The sequence below is a fragment of the Bradyrhizobium stylosanthis genome, from assembly GCF_001641335.1.
GTDB lineage: Bacteria > Pseudomonadota > Alphaproteobacteria > Rhizobiales > Xanthobacteraceae > Bradyrhizobium > Bradyrhizobium stylosanthis.
This window is the reverse complement of sequence record NZ_LVEM01000004.1, coordinates 372265-387879: the sequence shown is the minus strand read 5'-3', so window position 1 is coordinate 387879 and position 15615 is coordinate 372265. Positions and strand designations below refer to the sequence as shown.

General features: G+C 65.1%; 15 protein-coding genes. 9 read left to right on the top strand and 6 right to left on the bottom strand.

The window, feature by feature from the left end; translation table 11 throughout:
• Positions 1-81 precede the first annotated feature (81 nt).
• The 7 genes from A7X65_RS28275 (at position 82) to A7X65_RS28245 (ending at position 7753) form a co-directional block, all read left to right on the top strand.
• Entirely contained in the window at positions 82-1617 is a 1536-nt protein-coding gene (locus A7X65_RS28275) for an ABC transporter substrate-binding protein (RefSeq protein WP_063691440.1), read from the top strand.
• Positions 1618-1624: 7 nt separating this feature from the next.
• Entirely contained in the window at positions 1625-2575 is a 951-nt protein-coding gene (locus A7X65_RS28270) for an ABC transporter permease (protein WP_063691439.1), read from the top strand.
• A complete protein-coding gene (locus A7X65_RS28265) occupies positions 2562-3434 on the top strand; it encodes an ABC transporter permease (RefSeq protein WP_063691437.1) in 873 nt (290 codons plus the stop codon). Before A7X65_RS28270 ends, A7X65_RS28265 begins: the two co-directional genes overlap by 14 nt.
• Complete coding sequence (locus A7X65_RS28260; protein WP_063691435.1) at positions 3431-4423, top strand: ABC transporter ATP-binding protein; 993 nt, start codon at positions 3431-3433, stop codon at positions 4421-4423. The genes A7X65_RS28265 and A7X65_RS28260 overlap by 4 nt, the downstream gene beginning before the upstream one ends.
• On the top strand, positions 4420-5391 hold the full coding sequence (locus A7X65_RS28255) for an ABC transporter ATP-binding protein (RefSeq protein WP_063691433.1): 972 nt from the start codon (positions 4420-4422) through the stop codon (positions 5389-5391). The genes A7X65_RS28260 and A7X65_RS28255 overlap by 4 nt, the downstream gene beginning before the upstream one ends.
• 77 nt (positions 5392-5468) lie before the next feature.
• Positions 5469-6536 carry an alcohol dehydrogenase gene (locus A7X65_RS28250; protein WP_063691432.1) on the top strand — a complete coding sequence of 356 codons (1068 nt, stop codon included), beginning with the start codon at positions 5469-5471 and terminating at the stop codon, positions 6534-6536.
• A 137-nt stretch (positions 6537-6673) separates the two neighbouring features.
• On the top strand, positions 6674-7753 hold the full coding sequence (locus A7X65_RS28245; protein WP_063691430.1) for an isocitrate/isopropylmalate dehydrogenase family protein: 1080 nt from the start codon (positions 6674-6676) through the stop codon (positions 7751-7753).
• A gap of 213 nt (positions 7754-7966) precedes the next feature.
• On the opposite strand, the gene A7X65_RS28240 is transcribed toward A7X65_RS28245, so the two are convergent.
• The 5 genes from A7X65_RS28240 to A7X65_RS28220 form a co-directional block, all read right to left on the bottom strand.
• A complete protein-coding gene (locus tag A7X65_RS28240) occupies positions 7967-8248 on the bottom strand; it encodes a hypothetical protein (RefSeq protein WP_063691428.1) in 282 nt (93 codons plus the stop codon).
• A gap of 287 nt (positions 8249-8535) precedes the next feature.
• Entirely contained in the window at positions 8536-9351 is an 816-nt protein-coding gene (locus tag A7X65_RS28235) for an enoyl-CoA hydratase (RefSeq protein WP_063691426.1), read from the bottom strand.
• 118 nt (positions 9352-9469) lie between these two features.
• Positions 9470-10819, bottom strand: coding sequence for a L,D-transpeptidase family protein (locus A7X65_RS28230; RefSeq protein ID WP_063691424.1), 1350 nt, complete (start codon positions 10817-10819; stop codon positions 9470-9472).
• 408 nt (positions 10820-11227) lie between these two features.
• Positions 11228-11599, bottom strand: a complete 372-nt coding sequence (locus A7X65_RS28225; protein ID WP_027558475.1) for a helix-turn-helix domain-containing protein — start codon at positions 11597-11599, stop codon at positions 11228-11230.
• A 30-nt stretch (positions 11600-11629) separates the two neighbouring features.
• Positions 11630-12676: a LysR family transcriptional regulator gene (locus A7X65_RS28220; protein WP_063691422.1), complete on the bottom strand. Its 1047-nt coding sequence runs from the start codon at positions 12674-12676 to the stop codon at positions 11630-11632.
• A 482-nt stretch (positions 12677-13158) separates the two neighbouring features.
• Here A7X65_RS28220 and A7X65_RS28215 point away from each other — a divergent pair, with 482 nt between their 5' ends.
• Both A7X65_RS28215 and A7X65_RS28210 read left to right on the top strand, forming a co-directional pair.
• Positions 13159-13425, top strand: coding sequence for a hypothetical protein (locus A7X65_RS28215; RefSeq protein ID WP_063691420.1), 267 nt, complete (start codon positions 13159-13161; stop codon positions 13423-13425).
• A 203-nt stretch (positions 13426-13628) separates the two neighbouring features.
• Entirely contained in the window at positions 13629-14360 is a 732-nt protein-coding gene (locus A7X65_RS28210; protein ID WP_063691418.1) for a cytochrome c biogenesis CcdA family protein, read from the top strand.
• Between the two features lie 33 nt (positions 14361-14393).
• Here the strand turns inward: A7X65_RS28210 and A7X65_RS28205 are convergent, their stop codons facing one another.
• Positions 14394-15605, bottom strand: coding sequence for a 3-hydroxybenzoate 6-monooxygenase (locus tag A7X65_RS28205; RefSeq protein WP_063691416.1), 1212 nt, complete (start codon positions 15603-15605; stop codon positions 14394-14396).
• Positions 15606-15615 lie beyond the last annotated feature (10 nt).

Below are 15615 nucleotides of genomic sequence, written 5' to 3'. Positions count from 1 at the left end.
CGTGGCGTGCATTTGTCGCCAAGCTCGCTCCCGAGTCATTCAACGATCCGAAACATCGGACGAGGGATCCCGGGAGGAACCATGACGAAGATTGCTGCCGCGGCGCGCTGCATTGCGCCGATTTTCCTTGTTGCGGCATTTGCACATGCCACGCCGGCGCAGGCGCAAAAATCGGGCGGCAGCATCACCGTCGGTCAGGAACTCGATATTACGGGTTTCGATCCGCTCAAGGTCGGCGTCTACGACACCTCAACCTTCACCGCGGCGGCCGCGATCTTCGACACGCTCACCACGCTCAATGACAAGGGCGAGGCGGCGCCAAAGCTCGCGGTGTCCTGGACCCATTCGGACGATTACAAGAGCTGGACCTTCAAGCTGCGCGAGGGCGTGAAATTCCATGACGGCACGCCGTTCAATGCGCAGGCCTTCAAGGAGAATTTCGACCGGCAGAAAGATCCCGCCAACAAGTGCCGTTGCGCCTTCTACATCACCAACGTCAAGGAGGTGCTGGCGCCCGACGAATACACCGTCGTTTACAATCTCACTGACCCCTCGGTGAACCTGCCGGCGACGAACACCATCCAGAGCCAGAACAATGTCGTGCATTCGCCGACGGCCTGGAAGACCAAGGGCGACGATTACAATCGCAATCCCGTCGGCACCGGTCCCTACATCCTGAAATCATGGACCGCCGGCGACCGCATGGTGCTCGAGAAGAACCCCAATTACTGGGACAAGGGCCGCCCCTATCTCGACCGCATCATCCTGAAGCCTCTGCCCGATGCGCAGTCGCGCTTCGCCTCGCTGCAATCGGGCGAGGCCGACATCATCTGGGACGACGAGAACGACGCCGACAACATCATGAAGGCGCAGAAGGACCCCAAGCTCTCCGTGCACACCTACAAGGGTTCGGGCGCGCAGGTCTACGCCTTCAACACCAAGGTCGCGCCGTTCGACGACGTCCGCGTGCGGCAGGCGCTGGTGATGTCGATCGACCGGCCAAAAATGTCGCAGGCGATCAGCAACGGCCTGAGCCGGCCCGCGAGCAATCCCTACGGCGACGGCTCCTGGGTCAAGTGCAAGGACGACGGCGCGCTGCCGTTCGATCTCGAAAAGGCCAAGGCGCTGCTGAAGGATTATGGCAAGCCGGTCGAGTTCAAGACGCTGGTCACCGCGACGCCGCGCGGCCGCATGATCGGGCAGGTGCTCCAGCAATTCTGGAAGCGCGCCGGCGCCAATATGGAGATCGAGCAGGTCGATCAGGCCACGATCCCGCCGCGCGCCTTCACGCGTCAGTTCCAGTTGATACCCTGGCGCATCGTCGATCTCGCTGATCCCGATCCGCAGATGTATGCGAACTTCCGCAGCGGCAGTCCGCTGGCGCTCGCCAATTTCGTCGATCCGGAGCTCGACCGGCTGCTCGACCATTCCCGCGTCACTGCCGACACCGCGGCGCGGATCGAGGATTATTGCGCGATCAGCCGCCTGATCAACAAGGAGGCGATCTGGTTCTGGACCTTCCAGAACACCTACTACGCGCTGTCGAGCACGAAGCTGAAAGGCTTCCCGAAAATCTATAACGGTGTGATCGACGTCTCCTCCACCTGGCTGGAATGAACGCGCGATGCTGAACTTCGTCGTTCGGCGGCTGCTGGCCATCCTGCCGGTCCTGCTCGCCGTCTCGCTGCTGACCTTCCTGATCGCCTCGCTGCTCCCTGGCGATCTCGCCTATGTCATCCTCGGCGACCAGGCGACGCCTGAGAATGTCGCGGCGCTTCGCCGCGACATGGGGCTCGACCAGCCGTTGTGGTGGCGTTACCTGAGCTGGCTCGGCCACGTGCTGCAAGGCGATCTCGGCCGTTCGTTCCGCACCGGGCAGACAGTGCTGCAGGCGGTCGGCGAGCGCATTCCGGTCTCGCTCCAGCTGATGCTGATGGCCGAGTTCATTGGCCTCCTGATCGGCGTTCCCGTCGCGATCGCCTGCGCCGCGCGGGCCGGCGGGGCGTTCGACCGCTTCATGACCGGCAGCGCGTTCGCGATGCTGTCGATGCCGTCCTTCCTGATGGCGATCCTCCTGATCTATCTGTTCGCGGTTGAGCTGCACTGGCTGCCGGCGACCGGCTATGTGCCGTTCACCGAGGAGCCGCTGGCGAATTTGCGCTTCTTCGTGCTGCCGGCGCTGACGCTGGCGCTGGCGGAATGGCCGGGCATCATGCGGGTGCTGCGCTCCGACATGATCGCGACCCTGCAGGAGGACTATATCGCGCTGGCAAAGGCAAAGGGCCTCAAGCCGTCGCGCATCCTGTTCGTGCATGCGCTGAAACCCTCGTCGCTGACGCTGGTGACGGTGACCGGCATCAATATCGGCCGCCTGCTCGGCGGTACGTTGATCGTGGAGACGATCTTCGCTCTGCCGGGCATCGGCCGGCTGCTGGTCGGCGCCATCTACACCCGCGACCTCGTCATCCTGCAAGGCGTGGTGCTGCTGGTCGCCTGCGGCTTCGTCATCGTGAACTTCATTGTCGACATGCTCTATGCCGTGCTCGATCCGAGGATCCGCCATGGCCACGCTTGAGCTGTCGATCCAGGACGAAGCGACGGCCGAACCTGTCAGGCGCAGGCGCAAGCTCGGCGTTTTGTTCTGGCTGGCGAGCGCCTGGCTCGCGATCATCCTCGCGCTCGCGATCCTCGCGCCGCTGCTGCCGCTGCAGAACCCCGTCGACATGGACATGCTGGAGCGCCGTGCCGCGTTCTCCAGCGAACATTGGCTCGGCACCGACGGGCTCGGCCGCGACGAGCTCGCCCGTTTGATCTTCGGCGCGCGGGTTTCGCTGACGGTCGGGCTGATCGCGCCGATGGTCGGTCTCGTGTTCGGCGGCGCGCTGGGCCTGCTCGCCGGCTATTTCCGCGGCCGGTTCGAGACGCTGGTGGTCGGCAGCATGGACGTGCTGCTGGCCTTTCCGCCGCTGATCTTCGCGCTGGCGGTGACCGCCTATCTCGGCCAGTCCATTCCCAATCTCACCGTGATCCTCGGTGTGCTCGGCATTCCCGCCTTCATGCGGGTGGCGCGCGCGGCGACGCTGACGCTGGCGCGGCGTGAATTCGTGATCGCGGCCGAGGCGTTGGGCGCCAGCCATGCGCGTATCCTGTTCCGCGAGCTACTGCCGAACGTCATCCTGCCGCTGCTCGCCTTCTTCCTGCTCGGCGTCGCCGTCACCATCGTGGTCGAGGGCGCACTGTCGTTCCTCGGGCTCGGCGTGCCGCCGCCGATGGCGAGCTGGGGCAGCATGATCGGCGAGGGGCGCGACAGCCTCGATGTCGCGCCGCGGCTGGCCTTCCTGCCGGCGGCGGGGCTGTTCCTGACCGTGCTGGCGTTCAACCTCGTCGGCGACACCATGCGGGCGCTGACCGACCCGCGTCAGGGGGCACTGTGACCATGCCGCTCCTGACCATCGAGGACGTCGCGGTCGAGCTGCCCACGCCGCGCGGAAACCTGCGCGCGGTCGATCGTGTCGATCTCTCGCTGGAGGCGGGGCGAACGCTCGGCATCGTCGGCGAGTCCGGTTGCGGCAAGACCATGCTGTCGCGCGCGGTGCTGCAGCTGTTGCCCAAAAAGGCCAAGTTGACGGGCCGCGTGATGTTCGACGGCGTGGACCTGGTGCGGCTCGATTCCGAGCGCCTGCGGCAGCTGCGCGGGCGCGATCTTGCGGTCGTGTTCCAGGATCCCATGACTTCGCTCAACCCGGTGCTGACTATCGGCACCCAGTTGATGGAGACGATCCAGGAGCATCTGGAGCTCGATGTTGCAGCGGCGAGGGCGCGCAGCATCGAGCTGCTGGCGGCCGTCGGCATTCCCGCGCCGGAGCAACGGCTCGCGCAATATCCGCATCAGTGCTCCGGCGGTATGCGCCAGCGTATCGCGATCGCGATCGCGCTGTCCTGCGAACCAAAGCTATTGATCGCGGACGAGCCCACCACCGCGCTCGACGTCACCATCCAGGCGCAGATCCTCGACCTGCTCGCGCGCGAACAGCGCCGCCGCCACATGGCGATGATCATCATCACCCACGATCTCGGCGTCGTCGCCGGCCGCGCCGACGAGGTCGCGGTGATGTATGCGGGCAGGGTGGTGGAGCGTGCACCGACGCCGGCCTTGTTCAAGCGCATGCACATGCCCTACACCGAGGCGCTGCTGGCGGCGATCCCGAAGCTGGAGACCGCGCCGCATACGCCGCTGCCCGCCATCTCCGGCCGCCCGCCAGATCCGACGCGGCCGCTGAAGGGGTGCTCGTTCGCGCCGCGCTGCCGCTATGCCGGAGCACGCTGTCACGAAGCCAAGCCAGAATTGAAGGCCGCAGAGATGCCTGACCATCTCTATGCGTGCTTCCATCCGATCCCGGTCACCGAAGAGGTCGGCGCATGATGCAGATGGCCGTGCGCGACGTGCCGCTCCTGAACGTCGACGATCTCGTTGTCGAGTACGGTCTCGGCAACAAGACCGTGCATGCGGTGTCCGGCGTCAGCCTCCAGGTCGCGCGCGGCGAGACGCTGGGGCTGGTCGGTGAATCCGGCTGCGGCAAGTCGACGCTGGGACGTGCGGTGCTCCAATTGCGCCGCGCCAAATCCGGCCGCGTGCTGTTCGACGGCGAGGATCTCACCGCGATGGAGGGCGAGGCGCTGCGCAAAATGCGGCGCCGGGTGCAGCTGATCTTCCAGGACCCGATCGCCTCGCTCAATCCGCGCCGGCGCATCGGCGACATCGTGGCCGAGCCGCTGATCATCGCCGGTGTGAAGGACGCAGCCGAGCGCAAGCACCGTGTGCACGATGTGCTCGCCGCGGTCGGGCTCGATCCCGATCTCGTGTCGGGGCGGCTGCCGCACGAATTCTCCGGCGGCCAGTGCCAGCGCATCTGCATCGCGCGATCGCTGGTGCTCAACCCCGAGTTCATCGTCTGCGACGAGCCGGTCTCGGCGCTCGATGTCTCCATCCGCGCGCAGATCCTCAACCTGCTGGAGGAGATGAAGGCGCGCTTCGGCCTGACGCTGCTGTTCATCGCCCATGACCTTGCGGTGGTCAAAGCCGTGAGCGATCGCGTCGCGGTGATGTATCTCGGCCGGCTCTGCGAGGTGGGTCCATCGGAGCAGCTGTTCGCAAAGCCCGCGCATCCCTACACCGGGCTGTTGTTGCAGGCGATCCCGGTGCCCGATCCGGACGTACGTCCCGCCGAGAGTGTAGCGACCGGCGAGCCGCCATCGCCGATTGCACCGCCCTCCGGCTGCCGCTTCCGCACCCGTTGCCCGCGGGCGGATCAGCGATGCAGCGCGGAGATACCGGAGTTGCGCGAAGTCGCACCCGGCCAGTTCGCCGCTTGCCACCATCCGCTGGCCTGAACTAAGACCGGTTTGTCTCGCCCCGCCGGCCATGGCATGGTGGCGCCGAGAACGACAAGCATGCCGGGAGGACGCCGATGAAGAGTTTCAAGGTCGCTGATTTCAAGGCGCCGCTGCAGGAGTTCGACGAGGCCACGCCGCAGCCGTCGGGCACGCAGGTGCTGATCAAGGTGAAGGCCGCCGGCGTCTGCCACAGCGACCTCCACATCTGGGACGGCGGTTACGATCTCGGCCACGGCCGCAAGCCGCTGTCGCTGAAGGACCGCGGGATCAACCTGCCGCTGACGATGGGACACGAGACCGTCGGCGAGGTCCTCGCCTTCGGGCCGGATGTGAAGCCGACCGACCAGGGCGATCTCAAGCTCGGCGATGTCGGCCTGGTCTATCCCTGGATCGGTTGCGGCAAATGCGCGACGTGCCTGGCGGGCGACGAGAACATGTGTCTGACGCCGCGCTCGCTCGGCGTCTATTGCGACGGCGGCTATTCCGATCACATGCTGGTGCCGCATCCGCGCTATCTGCTCAATCTGAAGGGGCTCGATCCCGCGTCGGCCGCGCCCTATGCCTGCTCGGGCGTCACCACCTACAGCGCGCTGAAGAAGGTCGAGCAGCATTTCGACACGCCGATCGTGATGTTCGGCGCCGGTGGCCTCGGCCTGATGGCGCTGTCGCTGCTGAAGGCGATGGGCGGCAAGGGCGCGATCATGGTCGACATCGACGCCAGGAAGCGCGAGGCGGCCGAGAAGGCCGGCGCGCTCGCAACCGTCGATCCCAAGGCGCCGGACGCGCTGGAGCAGTTGGCCAAGAAGGCGGGCGGTCCGATCCGCGCCGTGATCGACCTCGTCGGCAACTCCGCCACGACGCAGCTCGGCTTCGACTGCCTGACCAAGGGCGGCAAGCTCGTCATCGTCGGCCTGTTCGGGGGCGGCGCGACCTGGGCGCTGCCGCTGATTCCGATCAAGGCGGTGACGATCCAGGGCAGCTACGTCGGAAACCTGCGCGAAACGCAGGAACTGCTCGACCTCGTGCGCACCAAGAAGGTGCCGCCGATCCCGGTGACGACGGCTCCGCTCGCCAAGGCCAACGACGCGCTCGTGCAATTGCAGCAGGGCGCGGTGGTCGGCCGCACGGTGCTGACGCCGTAGTTGCAACTCTCTCCACCGTCATTGCGAGCGAAGCGAAGCAATCCAGAAATCCCTCCGCGGACACAGTCTGGATTGCTTCGTCTCTTCGCTCCTCGCAATGACGACGCCACACCTTCTTTCTTTCAGGATTTCTTTCAATGTCCGCAAACAACGCCTTCCACATCGCCGTGCTCGCCGGTGACGGTATCGGTCCCGAAGTCATGGCGCCGGCGCTCGAGGTGCTGCGCAAGGTCGGCGAGAAAGCCGGCCTCGGCTTTCGCTTCACCGAGGCGCCCGCCGGTGCCAACAACTACCTCGCCACCGGCAAGTCGATGCCTGACTCGACGATCAAGCTGTGCGAGGAGGCGGATGCGATCCTGCTCGGCGCCTGTGGCCTGCCGTCGGTGCGCTACCCTGATAACACCGAGATCGCGCCGCAGATCGAGCTGCGCTTCATCTTCGATCTCTATGCCGGCGTGCGTCCGGCGCGCCTCATTCCCGGCGTGCCGAGCCCGATCGTCGGCGCGGACAAGCGCGGCATCGATCTCGTCGTGATCCGCGAATCCACCGAGGGCCTGTTCGCCTCGATGGGCAAGGGTGTCGTCACCCACGAGGATGCGCGCGAAACCATGGTGATCACGCGCCGGACCTCCGAGCGTCTGTTCGACTTCTCGTTCCGCCTCGCCGAGCGGCGCAAGGCGCGCGGCAAGCCCGGGATGCTGACCTGCGTCGACAAGGCGAACGTGTTCAAGGCCTTTGCCTTCTTCCGCGGCATCTTCGACGAGATCGAGAAGAAGCATCCGGGTGTGAAGACCGACCGTCTCTATGTCGATGCCTGCTCGGCGATGCTGGTCAAGCGTCCCTGGGATTTCGACGTGATGGTGATGGAGAACATGTTCGGCGACATCGTCTCCGACATCACCGCGAGCCTGATCGGCGGCCTCGGCATGGCGCCGTCGGCCGACATCGGCGACAAATACGCCGTGTTCCAGCCCTGCCACGGCACCGCGCCCGATATCATGGGGCAGGGCAAGGCCAATCCCACCGGCATGATCCTGTCGGCCGCGATGATGCTGGACTGGCTCGCCGAGAAGCACGGCGTCGAGAACGCGGCGGAAGCCGGCGAGAGCATCGAGCGCGCCGTGGATCAGGTCTATGCCGGCGGCATCAAGCCGATGGAGTTCGGCGGCAGCAACGGCACCGCGGATATCACCAAGGCCGTGCTGGGAGCGCTGTAGCCTGCTGTTTCACCTCTCCCCGCTTGCGGGGAGAGGTCGGATTGCATCGTAGATGCAATCCGGGTGAGGGGGACTCTCCGCGAGTCCAACTGTCACCGTCATTGGGGAAGCAGCCCCTCACCCCGACCCTCTCCCCGTAAGAACGGGGCGAGGGAGTAGACATTCGCTGCGGCTCGCGTTGAAAGAAAAGGGGCCCTCGGGCCCCTTTGTCGTTCACCAGCGGCGCCAGTGGCGATGGCCGTAGCCCCACGGGCGACCATAGAAGCGGCGCGGGCCGCCGTAATAGCCATAAGCTCCGCCGTAATAGTTCGGGCGCCACCAGCAGCGGCCCCATTGATTACAGACCATCCGGACCTGATCGATGTTCGCAGCCGGGCCGCTCGCCACGCGATCGGCCTGCGGGATGCCATTCGGCATCGCCGCGAGCGCCGTGCCCGAAGCCAGCGCCGCACCGCCCAAGGCGGCAAGACCAAGAACAGCAAATCTGAGTTTCATCGCAATCTCCCTCGTTGGTGGCGGAAGAACTTGCGGCAGATCAGTTGGTTGCTATCGCAGTGCGGGCGGAAGAGGAATTTAATCTTCCTGAATGCCCGTTCACGCTGGCTGAGTTCCGGATTACGGCGTTCGACGTAGCGATTGATCCCGCCACGTCGTCATTGCGAGCGCGGCGAAGCAATCCAGAGTCTTTCCACGAAGGGAGTCTGGATTGCTTCGTCGCTGCGCTCCTCGCAATGACGACGGTGAGAGTCGTGCGCTCGCAACGACGCGCAACAATGAGCGACTTACTTCCCCTGGAACTTCGGCTTGCGCTTCTCCATGAAGGCCTGCCGGCCTTCGCGGAAATCCGCGCTGTCCATGCAGGCGGTGCCGATCGCCTTGATCGCATCCATGTCGCGTGCGCTCTCGTCCTTGAGCACCTGCGCGATGGTGATCTTGGCGGCCTTGATCGCGAGCGGCGCGTTCTGCGAGATCGTCTCGGCGATCGTCATGGTCTCGCCCCAGAGCTCGTCGACCGGGAACACGCGCTCGACGAGGCCAATGCGCAGTGCCTCGCCGGAATCGATGCGCATGCCGGTGTACATCAGCAGCCGCGCCCAGGAGGGCCCGACCAGCGACACCAGGTGCTTCAGGCCGTCATAGCCGTAGGCGATGCCGAGCTTGGCCGCGGGAATGCCGAACTGGCTGCCATGGGACGCGAAGCGGATGTCGGCGAGCATCGCGACCTGCATGCCGCCGCCGAGGCAGAAGCCGTCGATGCAGGCGATGGTCGGCTTGGGATAGTCGGCCAGCAGCGCGCGCTGGGCGGCGCTGCGCCTGGCGTATTCCTCGGACGCGGCGGCGTTGTGGCGCGTCTTCTCGAACTGGCTGATGTCGGCGCCCGAGACGAATGCCTTGCCGCCGGCGCCGCGCAGGATCACGACGCGCACGGCATCGTCGTCGCGCAGGGCCGTGAGCGCCTCGCCAAATCCCTCCCACATCTCCAGCGACATCGCGTTGCGCTTGTCGGGATTGTTGAAAGTGATCACGCCGACGCCGCCTGTGGTGTGCTGGAGGATCCTGCCGTCGGCATAGGATTTTTCGCTGGGGAGATCGGACATCGCGCGCTCGCTTGTTGTTGGCGAGACGCAATGTGCGGCCGGGCCGAGGCCGCGGTCAACCGCGGCAGGGGATGCGGCTTTGCATCCGCCCGTGCCGCGATTGCATGGCGCGAAGCGCCTATTGCGTCACATGCATGTGCGCGGTCAGCGGATGGCCGGCAGCCTTGCCGAAGAACGCCGCCTCTTCGGCGGTGGCCTCCAGGAGCTGCTCGTCCTGGTTATAGACGTCGTTGCGGAACTGGATGGTCTGGTCCTTGGTCATCCACGCCGTGAGATAGATCCAGGCCACCGGCACCTTCTTCGCCATTGCGACCTCGAGGTGCTGGCCGCTGGCGATCTCTGCGTCGATCGCGGCGCGGGTCCATTTCGGCTGGTCCTTGAGCAGCCAGGCGGCGAGATCGCGCACGTTGTCGACGCGCGAGCAGCCGTGGGAATCGAAGCGGTAGTCGTCGCTGAACAAATTGCGCTGGTTGGTGTCGTGCATGTAGACCGAATAGGAATTCGGCATGTCGATCTTCACCGCGCCGAGCGCGTTGAAGGTGCCGTTGTGCTGGCGCACCGTGAAGTTCGGCGTGTGCGTGCCCGACCAGTCTACCGAATGCGGATCGATCGGATTGTCGTGGGCGTCGAGCACCTCCATGTGCATGCGCGACAGATAGGTCGGGTCCTTGCGCATATGTGCGGAGATCTCGGTCTTGGCGATCGAGGACGGCACCGTCCAGGTCGGATTGAGCACGACGCTGCTGATCTGCGCCGTCAGCGTCGGCGAGGGCTTTTCGGTCTTGCCGACGATGACGCGATAGCGCCGCACCACGACGTCGTTCTCGACCGCCTCGGCGAAGGCGGCGGGAATGTTGACCACGACATAGCGCTGGCCGAAGCCGAAATTCATGTTCTCGAGCCGCTCGAGCGAGGCTTCGAGCTGGCGGATGCGCTTCTGCACGGAGACGTTCATCGCCGCGAGCGTGCGCGGCGTCACCGTGCCCGTCGGCGCGAGGCCGTGGCGTGCCTGGAAGCGCTTCACCGCATCGGCGAGGTCCTGGTCGAAGGCGCCGCTGGCCTTGTCGGCGGCAAGATCGCCGGAGAGGACCAGCCGCTTGCGCAGGAGATCGTCGCTCGCGCCCTGGACGCCGGGCGTGAACTTGGCATCCGCGGGGATCGTCGGCCAACCGCCGCGCACGGCGAGCGCGGAATAGCTGAACGCGGCCTCCTTGATGCGCTGGGCGGAGCCTTCGTCATAGGTCGGCTCGTGCGTCATCGCGAGCGCCGCGGCTGAGCGGCTCTCCGGCGTTGAGGCGGGCGCCGTCGCGGTTTTGGGTGGGGCCGCGTGGGCCGGATTGGCCGCCGCAGGCACCGTGCCGGCCGTCGCGGGCTTGGGTGTCGCCTGTCCGACGGTCTCGGTTTGCGCCAGCGCAGAGGCGCTGGCGAGCATGCCGACGGCAATGATCATTGCATGGCGTTTCGACATGTGTCCCATCTTCCCCCAAGAGAACAAAGCCCGGGCGGGCTCTCGCTTCAGCAATTTCCGGCGGCTGCGCTGCATGCGCCGATTCGTGCAATCGGCGGGAAACTAGGGCACCGGTGTTGAGGTCCCATTAAGCACGGCCGTCGAAAGCTCCGCGCGTACCGAGGCGCAAGGCTCTCGATTGGGTCGCGGCAAGGGCGCGAAGGGTTCGCGAAAAGCGTGGGGCGGGAAGGGGAAAACGACGAGAAAAAGGGGCGGTCAGCCCGCCCCGAGAACCAAGGCCACGCGCGAAAAGGCGCGCGGGCCAAATCTGATTCAGCAGATCCGATCCAGTCGGCCTCGTCCAATCCGGCCGCGTCCCCGCGACGCGGCGGATTGAACATCGGCCGTCAAGGCCGGACCGTCGATGGCTCAGCCTTCGTTCGCTGCGATCGATTCCATCAGCGAGACGAGCTGGCGCTGCACCGTCTGATCCTTGATCTTGCTGTAGGCGCGCAGCAGGCGGAGGCTGAAAGCCGAATCGAGGAAGAGCAGGCTCTCGACTTCGCGTGCCTTGTTGTCGCCGTCATAGAAGAAGGTGACGGGCACATCGAGCGCGGAGGCGATCTGCTGCAGGCGAGCTGCGCCGACGCGATTGACGCCCTTCTCGTACTTCTGGACCTGCTGGAAGCTCACGCCGAGCTTCTCACCGAGCTCGGCCTGCGAGATCTTCATCTCGACGCGCCGCAGACGGATCCGCTTGCCAAGCTCAATGTCCGGCTTGCCGGCACTGCGCTGCTTCATTCTTTTCGCCGCTGTTTTCATAGTCGTTTCTCACCGTTCTTCGGTTGAAAATCCCCCGAAGAGCTGGGTCAGGGGTTCGCCCATATACGAGTCCTCGAATTCATGCGGGTGCACGAACTCTTCCTTAAACCACGGGAAGCGAGCCGGATTGAAAGCCTCGATCAGCCAGTCAATCATGTGCCGTACCCGCGGGATGCGGCCGCTACCGGGATGGTAGGACAACCATATATCCAACGGTCGGTTCAATTCGACCTCCAGTGGAATCAACTTCCCGCCAAGCGCAATGGCGTAGCTCGGGAAGACGCCGATTCCGGCGCCATTCGCGACCGCCCAGTAGTTGGCGCTTGAGACGTTGGTCTTCATGACCAGAAGGTCACGTTCCTGAACGCCCGGGAAGAAGCTCTCAAAGGTTTCCTTGGCGGCGAGCTGGTCGGCGAATTGCAGCACCAGCCGGTGCTTGATCAATTCGTAGGCCGTACGCGGCGTGCCGTGTTTCTCAAGATATTTCTCGGAGGCCCAGAACATCAGATGCATGCGGCCGAGCCGCACCAGCTTGACGTCGAGCGCCGAAGGCCGGGACAGGTGGATGGCGACGTCGGCCTCGTGGCGCGAGACGTCGGCCGAGCGCATCGCGCAATGCAGGTCGACCAGGATCTTCGGGTAGGCCTGCTGGAATTCGACCAGGCGCGGGGCGAGCCAGAACGTGCCGAGGCCCTCGGTGACGGCGACGCGGACCTCGCCCGACAGGGCATTGCCGGTCGAATCGCTGCTGCGCAGCACGTCGAACGCGGCCGCTTCCATCCGCTCGACGGCGGAAACGACGAGCGCGCCTTCGTCGGTCAGATGGGTGCCGTGCACGTCACGGGTGAACAGGGTGGTGCCGGTCTGTCGCTCGAAATCGTCAATGCGGCGGCGGACAGCGTTGATCGATAGCGACAGGCGTTCGGCCGCCGAGCGAAAACTTCCGCAACGGACGACTTCGAGGAAAATACGCGCCGCATCCCAATCGGAGAGGCTGCTGAGATTTGTTTTCGGGCGTTCCTCTGGAGGAACGCCCCTTTCCGCCAAGGAGTGCATACAAGTCCCTTCGGTCCGCTAAACTGGCAGAATCTGGCGCAAACCACAACCACGACGGGTTGGGGAACGTAGAGTTTTGAACGTCATCCTTACTACCGTGCGGGTGGTATGATGTTGCTGTCAGATATGGGGAATTGGGCAGACGATCGCCCGGATGAGGGGTGTCGCGTGAGTTCCGTTGCGAGCCTTGAGATGGCTGCGGGATTGTCGGCGCTGTCCGGAATGGACATCCTTGCGCAGCGAGCGCTGCGGCTTTCCGCAATGGATCAATCACGACACGACGGGTGTTCTTCGCCCGGTCGTCTCGACGATGTTCAGCGGCGCATTGCAGCGGCGCGCACCAAAACCGCGGTTTCAACGCAGAAACACACTGAAATCATGTTCAGAGCCGTAGGGGCCTCGTGTTATCCTCGGCCTCCCATGGGGGCCAAAGGGGTCGTCGCCAATACGTCTCACAGGCCGAATTAACGGAAAGAACGCCGGTGTCGCATTCAGACGAACAGTTGCAGTCGGTGCTGGAAACGCTCGAGCAGTGCCGCAGGACGCTCAACGAGATGAACAGCCGTGAGTCGGCCGAGCTGCTGTCGATCGTCATTCTCGACGTGCGGATGAAGCTCAAAGGAATTGACAGTGCCGATCTCAAGGCACTGTGCGACGAAATGCTGCGGAGCGCCGGAAGCGAGCCGCAGCCCCCTTCCAAGCAGACGCAGGACCAGCCCCGGCGTCCGCTGCTCCGCGTGGTGAAGTAGCCGCGCCGCCTAGTCTCGCTTTTTGGCGAGATTTGTGCGCGTCCCGATGCCGCATCTGTGATCACGGACGGCATCGGGAGGAGCCCTGGTTTTGTGCGCCTCTGTTGCGCATTTCCCGGCATCGGCTACACCAGAGCCGGTGCTCCCGGCCGCGCGCATTTCCCGCGTGCCGCACTGGAGCCTGAGATGGCTCCGACTGCATCATGCAAAATGTTTCGATCCCGGCGGCGCTGATTGCCGGCCTCGTCAGCTTCCTCTCCCCTTGCGTCCTGCCGCTGGTTCCGCCCTACCTGATCTATCTCACGGGCGCGACCATCGAGCATGTCGAGAGCGAGGAGCCGGCATCGGCCTCCAAGCGCGCGATCATGATGTCGGCGCTGCTGTTCGTGCTGGGCTTCTCCACGGTGTTCGTCGCGCTCGGCGCCAGCGCCTCGCTGGTCGGCGGACTGATCCGCGCCTGGTCGGCCGAGCTGTCGATCCTCGCCGGCATCGTCATCATCATCATGGGCCTGCACTTCCTCGGCCTGACGCGCATCGGCCTGTTGATGCGCGAGGGCCGGCTGCCGATCCCCAAACCGGTCGGCCTCTGGGGCGCCTACATCATGGGGCTCGCCTTCGCCTTCGGCTGGACGCCCTGCATCGGCCCGATCCTGGCTGCGATCCTCTCGATCGCGGCGGCCGAGGCGACGGTGGCGAAGGGCGCAGGGCTGCTCGCGGTCTATTCGGCGGGCCTCGGCATTCCCTTCCTGATCGCGGCCCTGATGATCGAACAGTTCTCAAGACTGTTCGCGCGCATGAAGGGCCATCTCGTCAATGTCGAGCGCGCCATGGGCGTGTTGATGGTGATCACCGGCGTCGGCTTCCTCACCGGCGCGGTCTCGAATGTCAGCATCTGGCTGCTCGAGACGTTTCCGGCGTTGCAGACGATCGGGTAGGGCGCCGGTCGTCGTCTGCGAGGGCTGCGCCGCTCAGTGCTGCGCGAGATGTCCGATTGAGTTCCGTTCCGGGAACGGCGACTGATACAGCCAGGCGACATTCTCGCAGAAGCGTTCCAGGCTGGTCTCGCGCATCATCTGATTGCGCAGCAATGCGTGGACGCCCGCGGGGTGATAGACGTGATCGCCGAGCTCGCGCGCCTGGAGCTGGACCCGCGCGGTGCGCAGCAGCCGGGCATTCCTGTATTGCGCGAGTGCGTGGGCGACGTCTCCTTCCGTCTGGTCGAGCTCCTTGGCGAGGCAGACCGCATCCTCCAGCGCCATGCAGGCGCCTTGCGCGAAATATTGCAGCATCGGATGCGCGGCATCGCCCAACAGCACGACGCGGCCGTCGGTCCAGCGATCGGTCGGATCGCGGTCGCAGGTCACCCACGCCTTCCAGTCCCTTCCGTGATGGATGATCGCCTTGGCGCGCGGATGCACGTCACGAAAACCTTCGAGCACCTCGTCATGGGTGACGGGCCTTGCCGCGAACGCTTCAGTGGGATCGTTGTGGCAGGTGATCGCGAGATTGAACACCTTCCAGCCCGAGAGCGGGTAATGCACGAGATGGCACTTGGCGCCGGCCCATAGCGTCGCGGCGTTCCAGCGCAGATCCTCGGGCATCTGCTCGGTCGGGATGACGGATCGATAGGTGGTGTGGCCGGCGACCCGGGGCGCGCCGTCCGCGACCATCTGCTGGCGAATGCGGGACCGCAGCCCGTCCGCACCGATCAGGAGGCATCCGGCAATGCGCTCGCCGGACTTGAGCAGGGCCGTGGCCCCCGCGCCGTTCTGCTCGTAGCCGACGACGTCGCAGTCTGTCCGCAGCGTGACAAGCGGGTTCGCCTCGCAGGCGCGCACGAAGATGCCGTGGAGATCGCCGCGATGAACCACCGCGTAGGGATTGCCGAAGCGCTGGCGGAAATAACTGGTCAGGTCGATGCTGGTGATCTCTTCCGCCGAGATCGCGTCCATCAGCCTAAGCTGATCGATGAACACGGAGATCGCGCGCGCGGCATCGCCGAGCGCGAGCCGGTCGAAGGCGTGGAATGCGTTGGGACCGAGCTGAATGCCGGCGCCGATCTCCTGATAGCGCGCCGCGCGTTCCAGGACCGTGACCCGAAAACCCTTCTGCGCCAGGGCGATCGCGGCTGCCAGTCCGCCGATGCCGCCGCCGGCTATGATGATGGGATCCTGTCGCATGTCCTCTCCT